At 59.5% G+C, this 13,217-nt stretch carries 13 protein-coding genes and 2 pseudogenes; 10 read left to right on the top strand and 5 right to left on the bottom strand.

All coding sequences use genetic code 11. The features are described 5' to 3' along the window. The 4 genes from C8029_RS19765 to C8029_RS19750 form a co-directional block, all read right to left on the bottom strand. Positions 1-1,300, bottom strand: a 1,300-nt coding sequence (locus tag C8029_RS19765; protein WP_152003568.1) for a carboxylesterase family protein, incomplete at its 3' end; no start/stop codon positions are given. A 2-nt stretch (positions 1,301-1,302) separates the two neighbouring features. After that, positions 1,303-2,490, bottom strand: a complete 1,188-nt coding sequence (locus C8029_RS19760) for an acyl-CoA dehydrogenase family protein (protein ID WP_152003567.1) — start codon at positions 2,488-2,490, stop codon at positions 1,303-1,305. Next, the gene (locus C8029_RS19755) at positions 2,487-2,903 is read right to left on the bottom strand and encodes a nuclear transport factor 2 family protein (protein ID WP_152003566.1); all 417 of its coding nucleotides are present in this window, start codon (positions 2,901-2,903) and stop codon (positions 2,487-2,489) included. The genes C8029_RS19760 and C8029_RS19755 overlap by 4 nt, the downstream gene beginning before the upstream one ends. 93 nt (positions 2,904-2,996) lie before the next feature. Then, the gene (locus C8029_RS19750; protein ID WP_009571976.1) at positions 2,997-3,425 is read right to left on the bottom strand and encodes a cupin domain-containing protein; all 429 of its coding nucleotides are present in this window, start codon (positions 3,423-3,425) and stop codon (positions 2,997-2,999) included. 220 nt (positions 3,426-3,645) lie between these two features. On the opposite strand from C8029_RS19750, the gene C8029_RS19745 reads away from it, so the two are divergent. Then, complete coding sequence (locus C8029_RS19745) at positions 3,646-4,650, top strand: AraC-like ligand-binding domain-containing protein (RefSeq protein WP_152003565.1); 1,005 nt, start codon at positions 3,646-3,648, stop codon at positions 4,648-4,650. Positions 4,651-4,706: 56 nt separating this feature from the next. Here C8029_RS19745 and C8029_RS22580 read toward each other — a convergent pair. Then, positions 4,707-5,132 (bottom strand): annotated as a pseudogene (locus C8029_RS22580) (DDE-type integrase/transposase/recombinase); the annotation flags it as partial. A 58-nt stretch (positions 5,133-5,190) separates the two neighbouring features. Between C8029_RS22580 and C8029_RS19730 the strand changes: the two are divergent. The 9 genes and pseudogenes from C8029_RS19730 to C8029_RS19690 form a co-directional block, all read left to right on the top strand. Further along, positions 5,191-5,499: pseudogene (locus tag C8029_RS19730) on the top strand (IS21 family transposase); the annotation flags it as partial. A 42-nt stretch (positions 5,500-5,541) separates the two neighbouring features. After that, positions 5,542-6,270, top strand: a complete 729-nt coding sequence (istB, locus tag C8029_RS19725) for an IS21-like element helper ATPase IstB (RefSeq protein WP_152003564.1) — start codon at positions 5,542-5,544, stop codon at positions 6,268-6,270. A 213-nt stretch (positions 6,271-6,483) separates the two neighbouring features. After that, a complete protein-coding gene (locus C8029_RS19720) occupies positions 6,484-7,107 on the top strand; it encodes a TetR/AcrR family transcriptional regulator (RefSeq protein ID WP_009571980.1) in 624 nt (207 codons plus the stop codon). A 135-nt stretch (positions 7,108-7,242) separates the two neighbouring features. After that, positions 7,243-8,421, top strand: a complete 1,179-nt coding sequence (locus C8029_RS19715) for an ABC transporter substrate-binding protein (RefSeq protein WP_009571981.1) — start codon at positions 7,243-7,245, stop codon at positions 8,419-8,421. 178 nt (positions 8,422-8,599) lie between these two features. Continuing rightward, positions 8,600-9,469 (top strand): branched-chain amino acid ABC transporter permease, encoded by an 870-nt coding sequence (locus C8029_RS19710; protein WP_152003563.1) that lies wholly within the window; start codon positions 8,600-8,602, stop codon positions 9,467-9,469. 4 nt (positions 9,470-9,473) lie between these two features. Further along, a complete protein-coding gene (locus C8029_RS19705; RefSeq protein WP_152003562.1) occupies positions 9,474-10,457 on the top strand; it encodes a branched-chain amino acid ABC transporter permease in 984 nt (327 codons plus the stop codon). Then, the gene (locus tag C8029_RS19700; protein ID WP_152003561.1) at positions 10,457-11,221 is read left to right on the top strand and encodes an ABC transporter ATP-binding protein; all 765 of its coding nucleotides are present in this window, start codon (positions 10,457-10,459) and stop codon (positions 11,219-11,221) included. The genes C8029_RS19705 and C8029_RS19700 overlap by 1 nt, the downstream gene beginning before the upstream one ends. Then, positions 11,208-11,927 carry an ABC transporter ATP-binding protein gene (locus C8029_RS19695; RefSeq protein ID WP_040402295.1) on the top strand — a complete coding sequence of 240 codons (720 nt, stop codon included), beginning with the start codon at positions 11,208-11,210 and terminating at the stop codon, positions 11,925-11,927. Before C8029_RS19700 ends, C8029_RS19695 begins: the two co-directional genes overlap by 14 nt. 14 nt (positions 11,928-11,941) lie before the next feature. Then, positions 11,942-12,910 (top strand): dipeptidase, encoded by a 969-nt coding sequence (locus C8029_RS19690; RefSeq protein ID WP_152003560.1) that lies wholly within the window; start codon positions 11,942-11,944, stop codon positions 12,908-12,910. Positions 12,911-13,217: the final 307 nt, after the last annotated feature.

The following is a 13,217-nucleotide window of genomic DNA, read 5'->3' as shown; positions in this document are numbered from 1 at the left end:
CCTGTACGAAGGCGGCTAGATCGCGACGCATCGCTTGGCTCAGGCCCTCAAAGGCGCTGTCCGACCAACCGTTCAACATCGGCGCATCCTGCCAATCGGCGCGGTTGCCGAATTGGAACGGCAGATCGAAACAATGGGTGGCGCCGAGATTGTCGCAGCCGCAAAACGCGCCGAAGGTGCGGCGGATGACGGTTTGGCTGCGGGCCTCGGCGGCCTGCGCGATGGCCTCCGAAAATCCTCCGAATTGTGCCCATGTTGCGCGCGAGACGGTTTCCGCCCATGCCGCCGACCAGCTTGCCGGGCAGCGATGGCCCTGCGCGGGCTGTGCCGTCAGATCGCGGCGCAAGAGGTTCAGCCGTTCGGCCTCTGCCTCGGGGTCAAGCGGCGGCAGAAACACCGACATCTCGTCCCATGTGCTGCGAATATAGAGCGCGCCGACGTGCAGCCGCCCACTGGCGTCCGTTTGCGGCCAGACCGGAAGATACATTGGCGCCATGCGGCCCGGTTCAAACCGCGTCTCGCCCAAGGTTTTCGCCCCGGCGCGCAGCTGTGTCTGCCGGTCCGGACCTGCCGCATCCACCTCCTGTGTGAACCCATGCCGGTGCTCTGCGGACCAAGGCGCAATCTCCGGGATGCTCATCAATGCGACTCGCGAAAACAGCCCCTCGGCCCGATCCCATCCCGCCAAGGCCCAAGCATACCACGCCCCGGCGGATTGCCCCGCGAGCGTCACCCGCGCCGGGTCGCCGCCAAAGCCACGGATGTTGTCCCGGACCCAGCGCAGCGCGGTCAGGATGTCCTCCATCGGGCGGTGCATGTGCGGCGTGCTTTTGTCTTGCGATCCGGCATCTTCGCAATGTCCAGCGGGGCCGATGCGATAATTGAGGGTGACGACGATCATCCCTTCTTTCGCCAGCGCCTCGCCACGGTACCACCGCGCCGAGCCGCCGCCGCTGACCCAGGCGCCGCCATGCAGAAACACCAGAACGGGACAGTCTTTTGCCCCGTCCGGGTGCCATATGTTGAGGTAAAACGCCTCATCGCTTTGCGGATTGTCGGCAACCCCCGGCCCCATGATGCGTTCGAGGCGGCTCGGGAGTTGCGGGAAAACCGGCACGTCGGTGAGCTCTGTCACTGCCTGTCGATCTTCTGCGGGCCGAACTGCGGAGCGCGGGTTCCGCGGATCGCTGAGCCTTCCGTAGCGAAGCCCGAGATGCGCGCGCACCACAGATTTGGGGATAGCTTCCCCGATCAGGGCGGCAGAACCGCCCTGTGGGACTGTATTCACCTGTCTGGACATGATCAGACCAGAGGCGTTGGAGGCGTGATGCCCAAGAGGCTCGCCCCGCCAATCTCATAGCACAGCGGGCTGGCGGCGATGGCGTGGCGTGCGCCGGTGTTCACATCGCGCCAGAGACGACCAAGCGGGCTGCGTTCGGCAAAGGTCGCGGTGCCGTGGATCGTTGCCAGATCGTTCATCACCTCGCCGAGATTGGCGGTCGCATGGGCGCCGTAGTTGCGCACGCGGGCGCGATCTTCGGGCGACAATGGCGTGGTGCCCATGGCCGCCGCATCGATCAGATCCGCCGCCGCCTGAAGGCTCATTTCGGCCGCGTCGATCTTGGCCTTGGCCATGCCGATGGCCTGCACGAAAGCGCCGGAGGTGTTTTGCGGATGATAGGTCGAATAGGTGATCGGGCGCTTACCTGCCGCATCGATCACATAGTCGAGCGCCGCTTTTGCCCCCCCGAGCGGACCGGAGATGATTACCGTCGGGAACATCGACACAGGCGTGAGGCGTTGCAGAAAGCTCGCCTCCGGCGACATCTCGTAGCCCGGCCCAAGGACGGAACCGCCATCGGCGATCTGATCGGCGGGGACCACCACGTTTTGGGCAACGAAATTGTTGCTCCCCGTGCCGCGCATCCCGATGGTGTACCATGTGTCCTTGATAGTGAAATCGCTCTTGTGCAACAGGACAAAGCCCGGCGCGGGGTCTGCGCCTTCGGCCTCGATCACCGCGATGGCGCCAATCGCCCATTCGGAGTTGAGGATGTTGGAGCCCCAAGCCCATTCGCCATTCACCCGGTAGCCATCGCTTTCGCGCACCGCCGTGGCGCCGAGATTTGTGATGACGGAGGCCATGCGTTCGTATTTACCCTTGCTAAAGGCCCGTTTCCAGGCGCTTTCGGGAAAGCGCAGCGCCAATTGCGAGGACACCGAAGAGATCACAGAAATCCATGCCGAATTGGGGCAATAGGTGCCGATCACGGTGGTCACATCCAACAGCATCCGCGCGCCGCCCTCAAAACCGCCATAGGCTTTGAGCGCGTTGATGCCAAAGATTCCAATGCTGTCGAGCGCCTGGATCGAGGCGTCGGTCACACGACGACCGGCATCGGATTCGGCGGCATTGTCGCGCAGGATCGGGCCGATTTCATGCACCTTGGCGATCAGTTCCTGTGTCAGGCTTTTCGAAGCGGCGGTCATGCGGAAGCCTCCCCAAAGCCGAAGGCGGCGTTCACGGCGGCCATATCCATGATCTCGCGCACGGCGGTGATTTTGCCGTTTTTCACGGTGAAGACGTCGACAAGTTCGACATCGAGGAGATTGCCATTGTGCAATTCGGCACTCTCAGAGAGGTGCAAAAAGCCCATGCCAGCCGCTTCGTCGGCATAAAGCCCCTTAACCGTCATCTTCAGCGTGCCGGGTTTGAACGCCTCGCCCAAACCGCTGAGAAGCTCGCCGAAAAAGCCCTCCCAGCCTTCATAAGTCTTGGCAATTGGGCAGGTCTTGCCGACCACGGTCCAGGTCATGTCTTCCGCCATGACGGTTTTCAAAAGGGCGATGTCTTGAGTGCTATGGCCTTGCCAAAAGGCCTCGATTGTGGATTTTACAGTCATTGTTTTCCCTGCGGTTGGTAAGGATCACAGCTCTCCTGTCCCCCGGCAAGTGCCGGGGGAGGCTGTGTTTTTCGTGTTTGAAGGATCAGGCGATCAGATGAAGCGCACTTCGTGCTCGGCGCCCAGACGCATGACTTCGGCGGGATCGACCAGCCCGTCGATGGCAACCATGTAGTCGTACATCGTTGCGGTCGGGGACACGACGACGAGCGCACGCGCCAAGGCGCCGGAGCGGTTGAAGATCGCGTGCGGAATGCCCCGCGGCAGGGTCACTGTGTCGCCGGTGCTGGCGGTGATCACCTTGCCTTCGGTTTCGAATTCCAATCTGCCTTCGAGCAGGTAGAGGATTTCGTCCTGTAAATCATGCACATGGGTCGGAACGAAACTTTCTGGGCCGAATTCGGCATGCATGAGCATCGAGGTTTCCGAGACGTGCAGCGGCAGGTAGGGCTCGCCGAGAATGGTCCATTTTTGCCCCTTGAAGCTTTCTCCTGCGAAGGTGGCGCCTTTACTGAATTCCATGTGTATTCTCCACTGTTGGTGCATTTGTTTTTGTTGTCACCTGTCGTCCGAGTGGTCAGATGTTATGCGTTTGACCCAGAATGATCCGGTTTTCCCGATCTTTGATCTTCACGTCCCCCAACTCTCTTGACGGCATGTGCGTTTGAATGCGTAGATGCTTTAAGAATGAAGTTTATTCGGGCGGACCGGATATCCGATTTCTGCAGGGAATGTTCAAATCATGCGGGAAAGTGCAAATTTGGAAAACTCAGCGCCAGCGATCCCGATCGCGCGCCACATGTTGTTGCAGACCTCGGACATCGACGAAGCGCGCGAGCGTGTCGGCAAGGTGTTCTGCCCGCATCGTATCGAATTCGTGGGCAATGCGCGCAAGCTCGACTTTCATCAAAGCTTTGCCTCCATCGGTCGGCTGGCGCTCAGCTACGTCAGTTACGGTGCGGAGGTCGAAATTGATGCGGGCGTGCCGGAAGACTGGTTTATGGTGCATACGACGGATCGTGGCCAATGCGGGATGCAGATTGGCGGGCAGGATGTGCTAGCCGATTCCAGAACCGATGCGGTCAGTTCTGCAACTACCGGGCTAAAGATGCGTTGGATGAACAATTGTGGTCAACTCGTGCTCAAAATCGAGCGCCGCGCTTTGGAAGATCATTTATGCCAGTTGTTGAACGATGAACTGCGGACGCCGATCGAGTTTCTGGAAGGAGCTCCGTCCGAAAGTGCTCAGGCTTACCGTCGGATGTTGAATTTCGTGGTGAGTGAAACCGAACACGAAGAGAATTTTTATAATTCCCCGATGGGGCTGAAAAATCTCGAAGGCACCCTGATGACACTCGTTCTCACAGGGTTTCGCAATAACTATTCCGAGGCTTTATTACACTCCGCCCAAGGCGTTGCTCCACGTCACGTGCGTTTGGCAGAAGATTATATCCGTGCCCATGTTGATGAACCGATTTCAATTTCTGATGTGGCCGCTGCGGCTGGCGTGAGCCAGCGAACACTCTTTGATGGATTTCAACGCTTTCGCGATAAAACGCCTATGGCTTTTCTGAAGGCCATACGCATGGAGGCGGTTCGCAAGGAACTTCTGCGCGCGGATGCGATGGCTCCGGGCGTCTCCGTGACCTCGATTGCCGTGAATTGGGGGTTCACCAATCTCGGGCGCTTCGCCGAAAGTTATCGCAGGCGCTATGGTGAATTACCCTCTGTCACATTGCGCCGCTGAGGGAGAGTGAACGGATTTCCTATGCTTGGCTCAGGAACCTGAGGAGCCCTAGTTTCCTAGACACCTGCCTTGTTCAGTTTGCGCCGTCCTGCTTCGAAGTCAACGGGCGACAGCATGCCGTTGTTTGTGTGCTTGCGTTTCGGGTTGCAGAACAGCTCGATGTATTCGAAGATATCGCGCCGAGCTTTTTCGTGGGTTCGGTCGGTTCATCGCTTGGTTTTCTCCCGCTTCAACAGCTGAAAAAAGCTCTCTGCCACCGCGTTATCGTGGCAATTTCCCTGACGACTCATCGAGTGTTCCAATCCGTGCTCTCGTAGAAATGCGGCCCATTCACGGCTGGTAAATTGCGCGCCTTGATCTGAGTGGACCAGTAAACCCGGCTCTGGTTTGCGCTGCCAGATCGCCATAAGCAGGCCTGCACATCCAGCTCAGACGTTTGGCGGGAATGAACTGCCCACCACACGCCGAGAGAACAGATCGATGAATGAACCCTGTCACGCCATTGGTCCTAGTGACAATGGCGAATGCGGAGATGCCCGAGCCTTCCGTCAATTGCAGGATCATATGCTGCGCAAGGACGGCGGCGACCGGGAAATGGTCGACATCCTGTCATTGGTTCTTCAGCACAATGAAGAGGATGTCTTACGAGCTGTAGAGCTAGCCCTTGAAGCAGGCATGCCCACCAAAACGCACATCCTGAATCTGCTGCACCGATTGATCGACCGCAAGCCGACAGATCACCCCGAGGTCGATCCGCCGGACGCACTGGCATTGCAAACAACGCCAGAGGCCAACGTCGATCGCTATGACGGGTTGCGACAGACTGAGGAGAAGCGCCATGCGTCATGATCCAGCCGGAGCCTCTATCGTCATCATCTCAAGCTCTATGGCATGGCAAATGCGGTCGAAGATTTGGTCGCCCAAGGCGCGCCAGCATTCGAGGCTGCCACACCAATGTTGTCACAGCTCCTCAAGGCCGAGCTTGCGGAACGCGAAGTGCGGTCCATTGCCTACCACACGAAGGTCGCCCGCTTCCCCGCATACAAGGACCTGACGGGCTTCGACTTTGCATCGAGTGAGATCAACGAAGCGACGGTGAGGCAGCTACACCGATGCGAGTTTATCGAAGCGGCCGAGAATGTCGTTTTGATCGGCGGTCCCGGAACGGGAAAGAGCCACACAGCCACAGCAATCGGCGTCCAAGCGATTGAGCACCACAGGCGCAAGGTCCGCTTCTTCTCGACCGTAGAATTGGTCAATGCGTTGGAACAAGAAAAAGCGCTCGGCAAAGCAGGGAAGATGGCTGAGATGCTGACCAAGGTCGACTTGGTCATCTTGGACGAACTTGGGTATCTGCCGTTCAGTTCGTCCGGAGGCGCGCTTCTCTTCCACCTGCTCAGCAAGCTCTATGAGCGCACCAGTGTGATCATCACCACCAACCTGAGCTTCTCAGAATGGGCGCAGGTCTTCGGGGATGCAAAGATGACCACCGCTCTCTTGGATCGGCTTACACACCGCTGCCACATCTTGGAGACCGGCAACGACAGCTACCGCTTCAAAGCCAGCGCTGAGGCCGCAAAGAAAACAGGAAAGGAGACCAAAACATTGACCGCGTCATAATCAAAGACGCATAACTGAGGGTGGGTCAAATCTCGGTGAAAATACCGGGTCAGTTCTCAATGACATTCAACACCGAGAGTTTCAAAATGCCCGAGCCCGGCGCCGTTTTTTTTGAGCAAGATGAAGATTCTTACGGTTTCGTCGGACATGAGGCTTTCGCCGCGCTTGACCAAATTATAAATACAAGCCAACCTGTTTTTAAAAGAGGGACAGATGACTGTAACGACACGCCGCACCCAAGACCAGCGCAGTACCGAAACCCGCAGACTTCTGCTTGCGGCGACGGTGCATATGTTGATGGATGTCGGCTATGCCAACACCAGCACCTCGGGCATCGCCAAGCGTGCGGGCGTGTCTCGCGGGGCGCAGACGCATCATTATCCCAGCAAGATGGCGCTGATCGTCGCCGCCACCGAAGAGATGTTCGCGAATTTCGCCGCCGGGCTGGAGGCGCTCGCTGCTGAAATGCGGAGCGGTGCGCTGGATTACGACCGGTTTTTCGAGGCGGTCTGGGACGAGGTGCGGCATGGCGACTGGTTCTATTCCTCGCTTGAGATCATCGTGGCGGCGCGTGGCGACGCAGACCTGCGCCAACAGCTCGCACCGCTGATCCTCGATCTGCACGAGCGGCTGGAGGTAATCTGGTCGCAGACCTTCGTGGCGGTGAACCCCGATGTGGTGACCTCGCGGGTGGCGCTGAACTTGGCGATGAATGTGTTTCGCGGCATGGCCGTGCAGGCGGTACTGCGCAGGGATGAGGCCTATTTCCGAGAAATGGTGATGACGCTCAAAACCATGTTGGCGGTGCATATTCGTCCCGCAAGCGGTCCTTTGTGATTTTCTTCCTTACCAGTTTTCGCGCGTGGTGCGCGCATAAAACAAACAATACGGTCGGTTTTTAAGTTGAGGTCGACACATAACAAAGCGGTAAAAAGCCGCAGTCCACACAGAAACGTCCAACAGGAGTAACAGATGAATAAGCTAACGACTTTTCTCACCGCAGCGACCCTTGTCGCGGCTCCCGCCCTTGCTCAAGACGACGCCTGGGAAACCCAGGGGCTTTCGGATGGCGCCATCACCATCGGTGTGATGGGGCCGTTCTCCGGCAATGCGTCGTCCTACAGCAAAGCCCTGATCGGTATGATGGCCTATTACGACAAGGTCAACGAAGAGGGCGGCGTGCATGGCCGCAAACTGGTCGCGGTCCAGGAAGACACCGCCTGCGACAGCGCCAAAGGCCTCGCCGCCGCCAAGAAACTGATCTCCCAGGACGAAGTGTTCATGCTTCAGGGCAACTCCTGCTCCGGCGTGGCGCTCGCGCTGCGTCCTACGATTGAGGAGGCTGGTCTGCCGTGGATCGTCGCCCATGCGGTGAGCGATTCGATCTCCGATCCGCTGGCAGGGAACATCTTTCACGGTGTGCCGACCGGCAGCGCCAACGGGCACGCCATGGCGGCCTTCGTGCTCTCCAAGCCGGACACAAAGAACGTTGCGATCATCGAGCATTCCAACGACTGGGCGCACAGCTATTCCAACCCGGCGCGCGATTATCTGAGAGAGCAAGGCGTCGAGCCGACCGCCGAGCTGACCATGGAGCGCGGCCAGACCGATGCCACCGCGCAGGTGCTGAAGCTGCGCCAGAACAAGCCCGATTTCATCATCGCAGCGCTTTATGAGGCGGAAACCGCGATCTTCCTGCGCGACCTGAAGAAATACGGCATGGGTGACATCCCGGTCATGGGCACCGCTGGTACGGACCTTGAGAACACGCTCAAGCGCACAGGCGATTTCGAGACCGTGCAGAACTATTACGTGATCCACTCCTATGTGGACAATCTCGACGGCGAGAAAATGAAGCCCTGGGCCGATATGATCCACGGATACTACCCGGACGAAGAGCTTTCGACCTTCTCCTTTGTCTCCATCGGGTCTGCCGAGGCGCTCGTCTCCGCACTCGAAGCCGTGGGGCCGGATCTCACCCGCTCGAAACTGATCGCGGCGCTCGAAGAGGTGCGGGACTTTGACACCGGTATCCTGTCCGATCCGATCACCTGGACCCCCGAGGATCACCAAGGTGTGAAAGGCTCTGCCGTGGCCGGTTTCGTGGACGGTGAACCGACCGTTCTCAAAGCCTGGGGCCAGCCCTACTAAAGCGTTTCAGCTCAAACCTGAATCCGGGTTTGAGCTGAAACGCAGTGCAACGTCCAAGCGAAGAAGGCGTTTCGGCTTTACGAGATAGATCAAGTTAAAATCGAAACGCTTTAATTTCCTCCCCGACTGACAGGCTCCGGCGCACTGACGCGCCGGACCTTTTCAAGGAGCAATACCGATGCTGATGCAGCTGACATTGGGCGGATTCGCCCAAGGGGCGATCTATGCCCTCATCGCCCTTTCTCTCACGGTGGTTTACCGCTCGACCACGGTTGTGAACTTTGGCCATGGCGACTTCGTGATGGCAGGGGCCTTTCTTTCCTACGTTCTGGTCGTGCTTGCGGGCATTGCCTTTCTCCCCGCGGCCGTTCTCGCGATGATCGCCATGTTCGTGCTGGGGGTGTTCTTCAGCAAAGGTCTGATCCGACCCATCCGGGGCGGTCCGCACATCGGACTGGCGCTCATGTGTATCTCCGCGGGCTACATCCTGCGTGGGATCGCGCGGATGGTCTGGGGCCGCGAAGTCCTCCCCATGCCGCCTGTTTTCGATATCGAGCCGATCTTTCTCGGCAATCTCGTCGTTACGGGCGATGCGGTCTTTATCATCGGGACGGTCTTTGTCCTCTTGGTGGTCTTCTTTGGCCTTCTCGGCCTGACAGACCTCGGCAAGATGGTGCAGGCGGTTTACCAAAGCCCGCGCGGCGCCCGCCTCATTGGCCTGAACGTCGAACGGTTCAATGATTTTAGCTGGGGTGTCGGTGCCGCGCTTGGGGCACTGGGTGGCATTCTTGTCGCGCCAATCTCGCTCCTGCACCCGGACCTTGGCGCCTCCTTCCTGATCAAAGGCTTTGCCGCGATGACACTCGGGGGCTTCGGTTCTCTGGGCGGCGCGGTTCTGGGCGGTATCCTACTGGGGCTCGCGGAACAATATGCCGGGGCCTACGTCGACAGCGCCCTGATCGAGATCACCGCCTATGTCGTCATTGTGCTGGTGCTGTTCATTCGTCCGCATGGCCTCTTTGGCCGCAAAGCTGTGGTGAAGGTGTAAGAACATGAGTACGACCATGCCAACCTCCCGCCAACGCAGCCTCCGCACCTGGGCCTTCTGGGCCGTTCCCGTGCTCTTGCTCCTCACGCCATTGGCGACCAACGCCTATACGCAATTCATCGTCAACGGGATGCTCATCTCGATCCTCGTGACCCTCGGATTCACGCTCGTGATCGGCAACCTCGGTCAGCTCGCCTTTGCCAACACCGCGTTTTTCGGAATCGGCGCCTATGCCTCTGCGATCCTCTCGGCCAAGATGGGCCTGCCCTGGATCATGACGATCCCTCTGGCGGGTGCGCTCGGGGCGCTCGGCGGGTTTCTTGCCTCTTCTGCGGCCCTTCGCGGCATCCGGTCCTATTACCTCGCGATCATCACGCTGGCCTTTGGTGAGCTGATGCGCTGGGCCTATCTGCATACCAAGCCTCTGACCGGCGGGACCGATGGCCTGCCCCTGCCGCGTGAGACCATGTTCGGCATCTCGCTGAGCGATGACACGCTGAAGTTCTACATCTTCCTCGCGGTGACCGTCGTTCTGGTCAAAGCCACGCTGAACCTCCTGCGCTCTCGTTTTGGCCGCGCCGTTATGGCGATGCGCGAAAACGAAGTGGCCACGGCCTCTCTCGCCATCCCGACCGCGCGGGTGATCCTTACGACCTTCATCTGGTCCGGCTTTGTGGTCGGCTGTGCAGGCGCGCTGTTCGCTCGCCATGTCGGCCATGTCTTTCCCGAAAGCTTCGGCATGCTGCACCTCATTGCGTCCTTCGCGATGGTGCTGGTCGGGGGCCTTGGGTCTGTCCTCGGCGCGGTGCTCGGAGCAGTGGTCCTGACCGCTTTGCCGGAATATCTGCGGGCGTTTCCCGGGATGGAGGAACTGTTCTTCGGTCTCATCGTCGCCGCCGTTCTGGTCGCCATGCCGATGGGGCTGGCAAGCCTCCTGCGCCGTCTCTCGCCTATCTTCGTGGAACGCTATTACAGGGAGGAGTCGTGATGAGCGAACTTCTGCAAGTGAACGGATTGAGCGTCCGCTTCTCCGGCCTCACGGCCTTGGATGATGTCTCTTTCGCCCTTGAGGAAGGCGCGGTACGCGCCGTGATCGGGCCGAACGGAGCGGGCAAGTCCACGCTGTTCAATGCGATCTCTGGCTATGTCATGCCGACCTCCGGTACGGTCCATCTCAAGGGCCAGGAGCTAACCAAGCTCACGCCGCATGAGATCGCCGAACAGGGGGTCCGCCGGACCTTTCAAAACGGTGGGCTGTTCCCGGCGTTGACGGTTCTCGAAAACGTCCTGACCGGGCTCCATGCCCAGACCGAGGGCTCGTTCCTCGACATTCTTTTGGGTCGCTCTAAGGCGCTCAAATCCGAGGCCGAGAACATCCACCGGGCGCGTGAGCTGTTGAAACTCATGTCGATGGATCACATGGCCGACACGCGGGCAGGCGACTTGTCCGGCGGTCAGCAACGGATCGTCGAAATCGTCCGCACCGTGGCCTCCGATCCGCCTGTTCTTCTGCTCGATGAACCTGCCGTGGGCCTGTCTCCCGTCGCCCGTGCGCAGATGATGGAGATCATCCATCGCCTCGCTGGTGAAAAAGGGGTGGGCATCCTGCTCATCGAACACGCGGTGGAACTCGTGATGGCCGCCGCCGACCGCATCCTTGTGATGGCGGCGGGCGCGCGCATCGCCGAAGGAACACCCGATGAAATCCGCGAAGATCGCGCAGTCTTGGAGGCTTACCTTGGACACTCCTGAACCGCTTCTCAAAATCCGTGACCTGCATGTGGGCTACGGCAAAAAACCGATCCTGCGCGGCGCGACCTATGACGTGCTGCCTGGGGAATGCCTCACGCTTTTGGGCGCGAATGGCTCCGGCAAATCGACCTCGCTCAACGCCGTTTGCGGCTTTGTCAAACCGACCTCCGGTTCGGTGTTGTTCGACGGGATCGAGACGGCGGGTCTCTCGCCGCACAAGATCTTTGCTCATGGCATCGCGCAAGTCAGCCAGGCCCGCGATCTCTTCCCCGATCTCACGGTCGAGGACAATCTGCGCTTGGGCGCCATGCGGCGCGGGGGCAAGGAGATCAGCCAGACCCTCCAACTGGTCTATGAGCGCTTTCCGCGTTTGGCCGAGCGCCGCAAACAGCCGACCCGCACCCTTTCGGGCGGCGAACAACAGATGGTCGCCATCGGGCGCGCTCTGATGTCTCGGCCCCGGCTGTTGTTGCTTGATGAACCCTCGGGCGGCCTGTCTCCGCAATTCTGCGAAGAGATCGCCAAGATCATCGACACGCTGAAAGAGGATGGGGTGACCATGTTGATGGTCGAACAAAACCTCAACCTCGCTTTCCGCGCTGCCGACCGCTTTATCGTCCTCAGGGACGGCGAGGTGGTGGACGGCGGCGATGTCCGCGCCATGGCGGGCGACCACGACGCGATTGTGCGCGAAATCTATCTCTGACAAAGGACTTTAAAATGACCACGCTGCATGACGATCTCATCGTCTTCGACGGGCTGATCATCTCGGACTGGGGCCGCCCCGTGTTCGAGGCGATGGCCCAGGGCGGGCTGACCGCAGCCAATTGCACCTGCTCGGTTTGGGAAAACTTCCGTGACACGATGCTGGCCATCGGTGCCTGGAACACCCAGTTCCGCGACAACGCCGACCTGATTGTTAAGGCCAAGACCGTGGCGGACATCCGCCGCGCCAAGGCCGAAGGCAAGACAGGCATCGTCCTTGGCTTTCAGAACACCACCGCTTTTGAGGACCGTCTGGAAACCATCGAGCTCTTCAAAGAACAGGGCGTCGGCATCGTTCAGATGACCTACAACACCCAGAACCTCGTGGGCTCTGGATGCTATGAGAGCACAGATAGCGGTCTGTCGGATTTCGGCCATGAGGTAGTGGCCGAGATGAACCGCGTCGGCATCCTTTGTGATCTCAGCCATGTGGGGCCGAAGACCTCCGAGGAGGTTATCCGCACCTCGCAAAAGCCGGTGGCCTATTCGCATTGCCTGCCCGCCGGATTGAAAGCGCATCCGCGCAACAAATCCGACGACCAGCTCCGCTTTATCGCGGATCACGACGGCTTTGTCGGCGTGACCATGTTCCCGCCTTTCCTCGCCGCCGGCAACGGCGCGACGGTGGACGACTACGTGGCCGCGATCGACTATATCGTGAACCTCGTGGGCGAAGAACGTGTCGGCTTTGGCACCGATTTCACCATGGGATACGGCTCGAAGTTCTTTGAGTACCTGAACCGCGACAAAGGCTATGCCCGCCAGCTCACAGAAATCTGGGAGGTCGAATTCCCCGATGGTCTCGAATCCATTGCCGATTTCCCGAACCTGACCGCCGCTATGGAGCGGGCCGGGTGGTCCGAGATCAAGATACGCCGCGTGATGGGCGAGAACTGGCTGTCGCTGCTCGACCGCGTTTGGTGATCTCCGGCGCCGGGGCATTGCCCCCGGCGTCTATGGTGTTTGCGGGTCAGGATGTTCCGAAACGCCTCAGCTCAAGATCTGTATCTTACGGGTGGCGTCCGGCGACAGCATGGTCGTCATGATGCGGTTGCGGAACACCTCTACATGGCGGGCGGCGACGCGTTCGGCGCCCTCCGTACCCTGCTCGCGGATGCCGGAGAGTGCAGAATCCTACGCTACGGCGGTTTGATCACTTTTTTGACCACCTGTATTCACCGGTGAGAAAGGTGTGGGCCCAGGATTGCCGAGTTCTCCTGACTGAAAGCGC

This window comes from Roseobacter sp. TSBP12 (assembly GCF_009129705.1).
Classification (GTDB): domain Bacteria; phylum Pseudomonadota; class Alphaproteobacteria; order Rhodobacterales; family Rhodobacteraceae; genus Celeribacter; species Celeribacter baekdonensis_A.
This window is presented reverse-complemented; position numbering and strand designations above follow the sequence as displayed.

Bases quoted from the DNA above. Each gene is read 5' to 3' on its own strand.
- C8029_RS19720 (WP_009571980.1), top strand. From the start codon at position 6,484: ATGACTGTAACGACACGCCGCACCCAAGACCAGCGCAGTACCGAAACC.
- C8029_RS19715 (WP_009571981.1), top strand. From the start codon at position 7,243: ATGAATAAGCTAACGACTTTTCTCACCGCAGCGACCCTTGTCGCGGCT.
- C8029_RS19750 (WP_009571976.1), bottom strand. From the start codon at position 3,425: ATGGAATTCAGTAAAGGCGCCACCTTCGCAGGAGAAAGCTTCAAGGGG.
- C8029_RS19690 (WP_152003560.1), top strand. From the start codon at position 11,942: ATGACCACGCTGCATGACGATCTCATCGTCTTCGACGGGCTGATCATC.
- istB (WP_152003564.1), top strand. From the start codon at position 5,542: ATGGCAAATGCGGTCGAAGATTTGGTCGCCCAAGGCGCGCCAGCATTC.
- C8029_RS19745 (WP_152003565.1), top strand. From the start codon at position 3,646: ATGCGGGAAAGTGCAAATTTGGAAAACTCAGCGCCAGCGATCCCGATC.
- C8029_RS19705 (WP_152003562.1), top strand. From the start codon at position 9,474: ATGAGTACGACCATGCCAACCTCCCGCCAACGCAGCCTCCGCACCTGG.
- C8029_RS19700 (WP_152003561.1), top strand. From the start codon at position 10,457: ATGAGCGAACTTCTGCAAGTGAACGGATTGAGCGTCCGCTTCTCCGGC.
- C8029_RS19755 (WP_152003566.1), bottom strand. From the start codon at position 2,903: ATGACTGTAAAATCCACAATCGAGGCCTTTTGGCAAGGCCATAGCACT.
- C8029_RS19710 (WP_152003563.1), top strand. From the start codon at position 8,600: ATGCTGATGCAGCTGACATTGGGCGGATTCGCCCAAGGGGCGATCTAT.
- C8029_RS19760 (WP_152003567.1), bottom strand. From the start codon at position 2,490: ATGACCGCCGCTTCGAAAAGCCTGACACAGGAACTGATCGCCAAGGTG.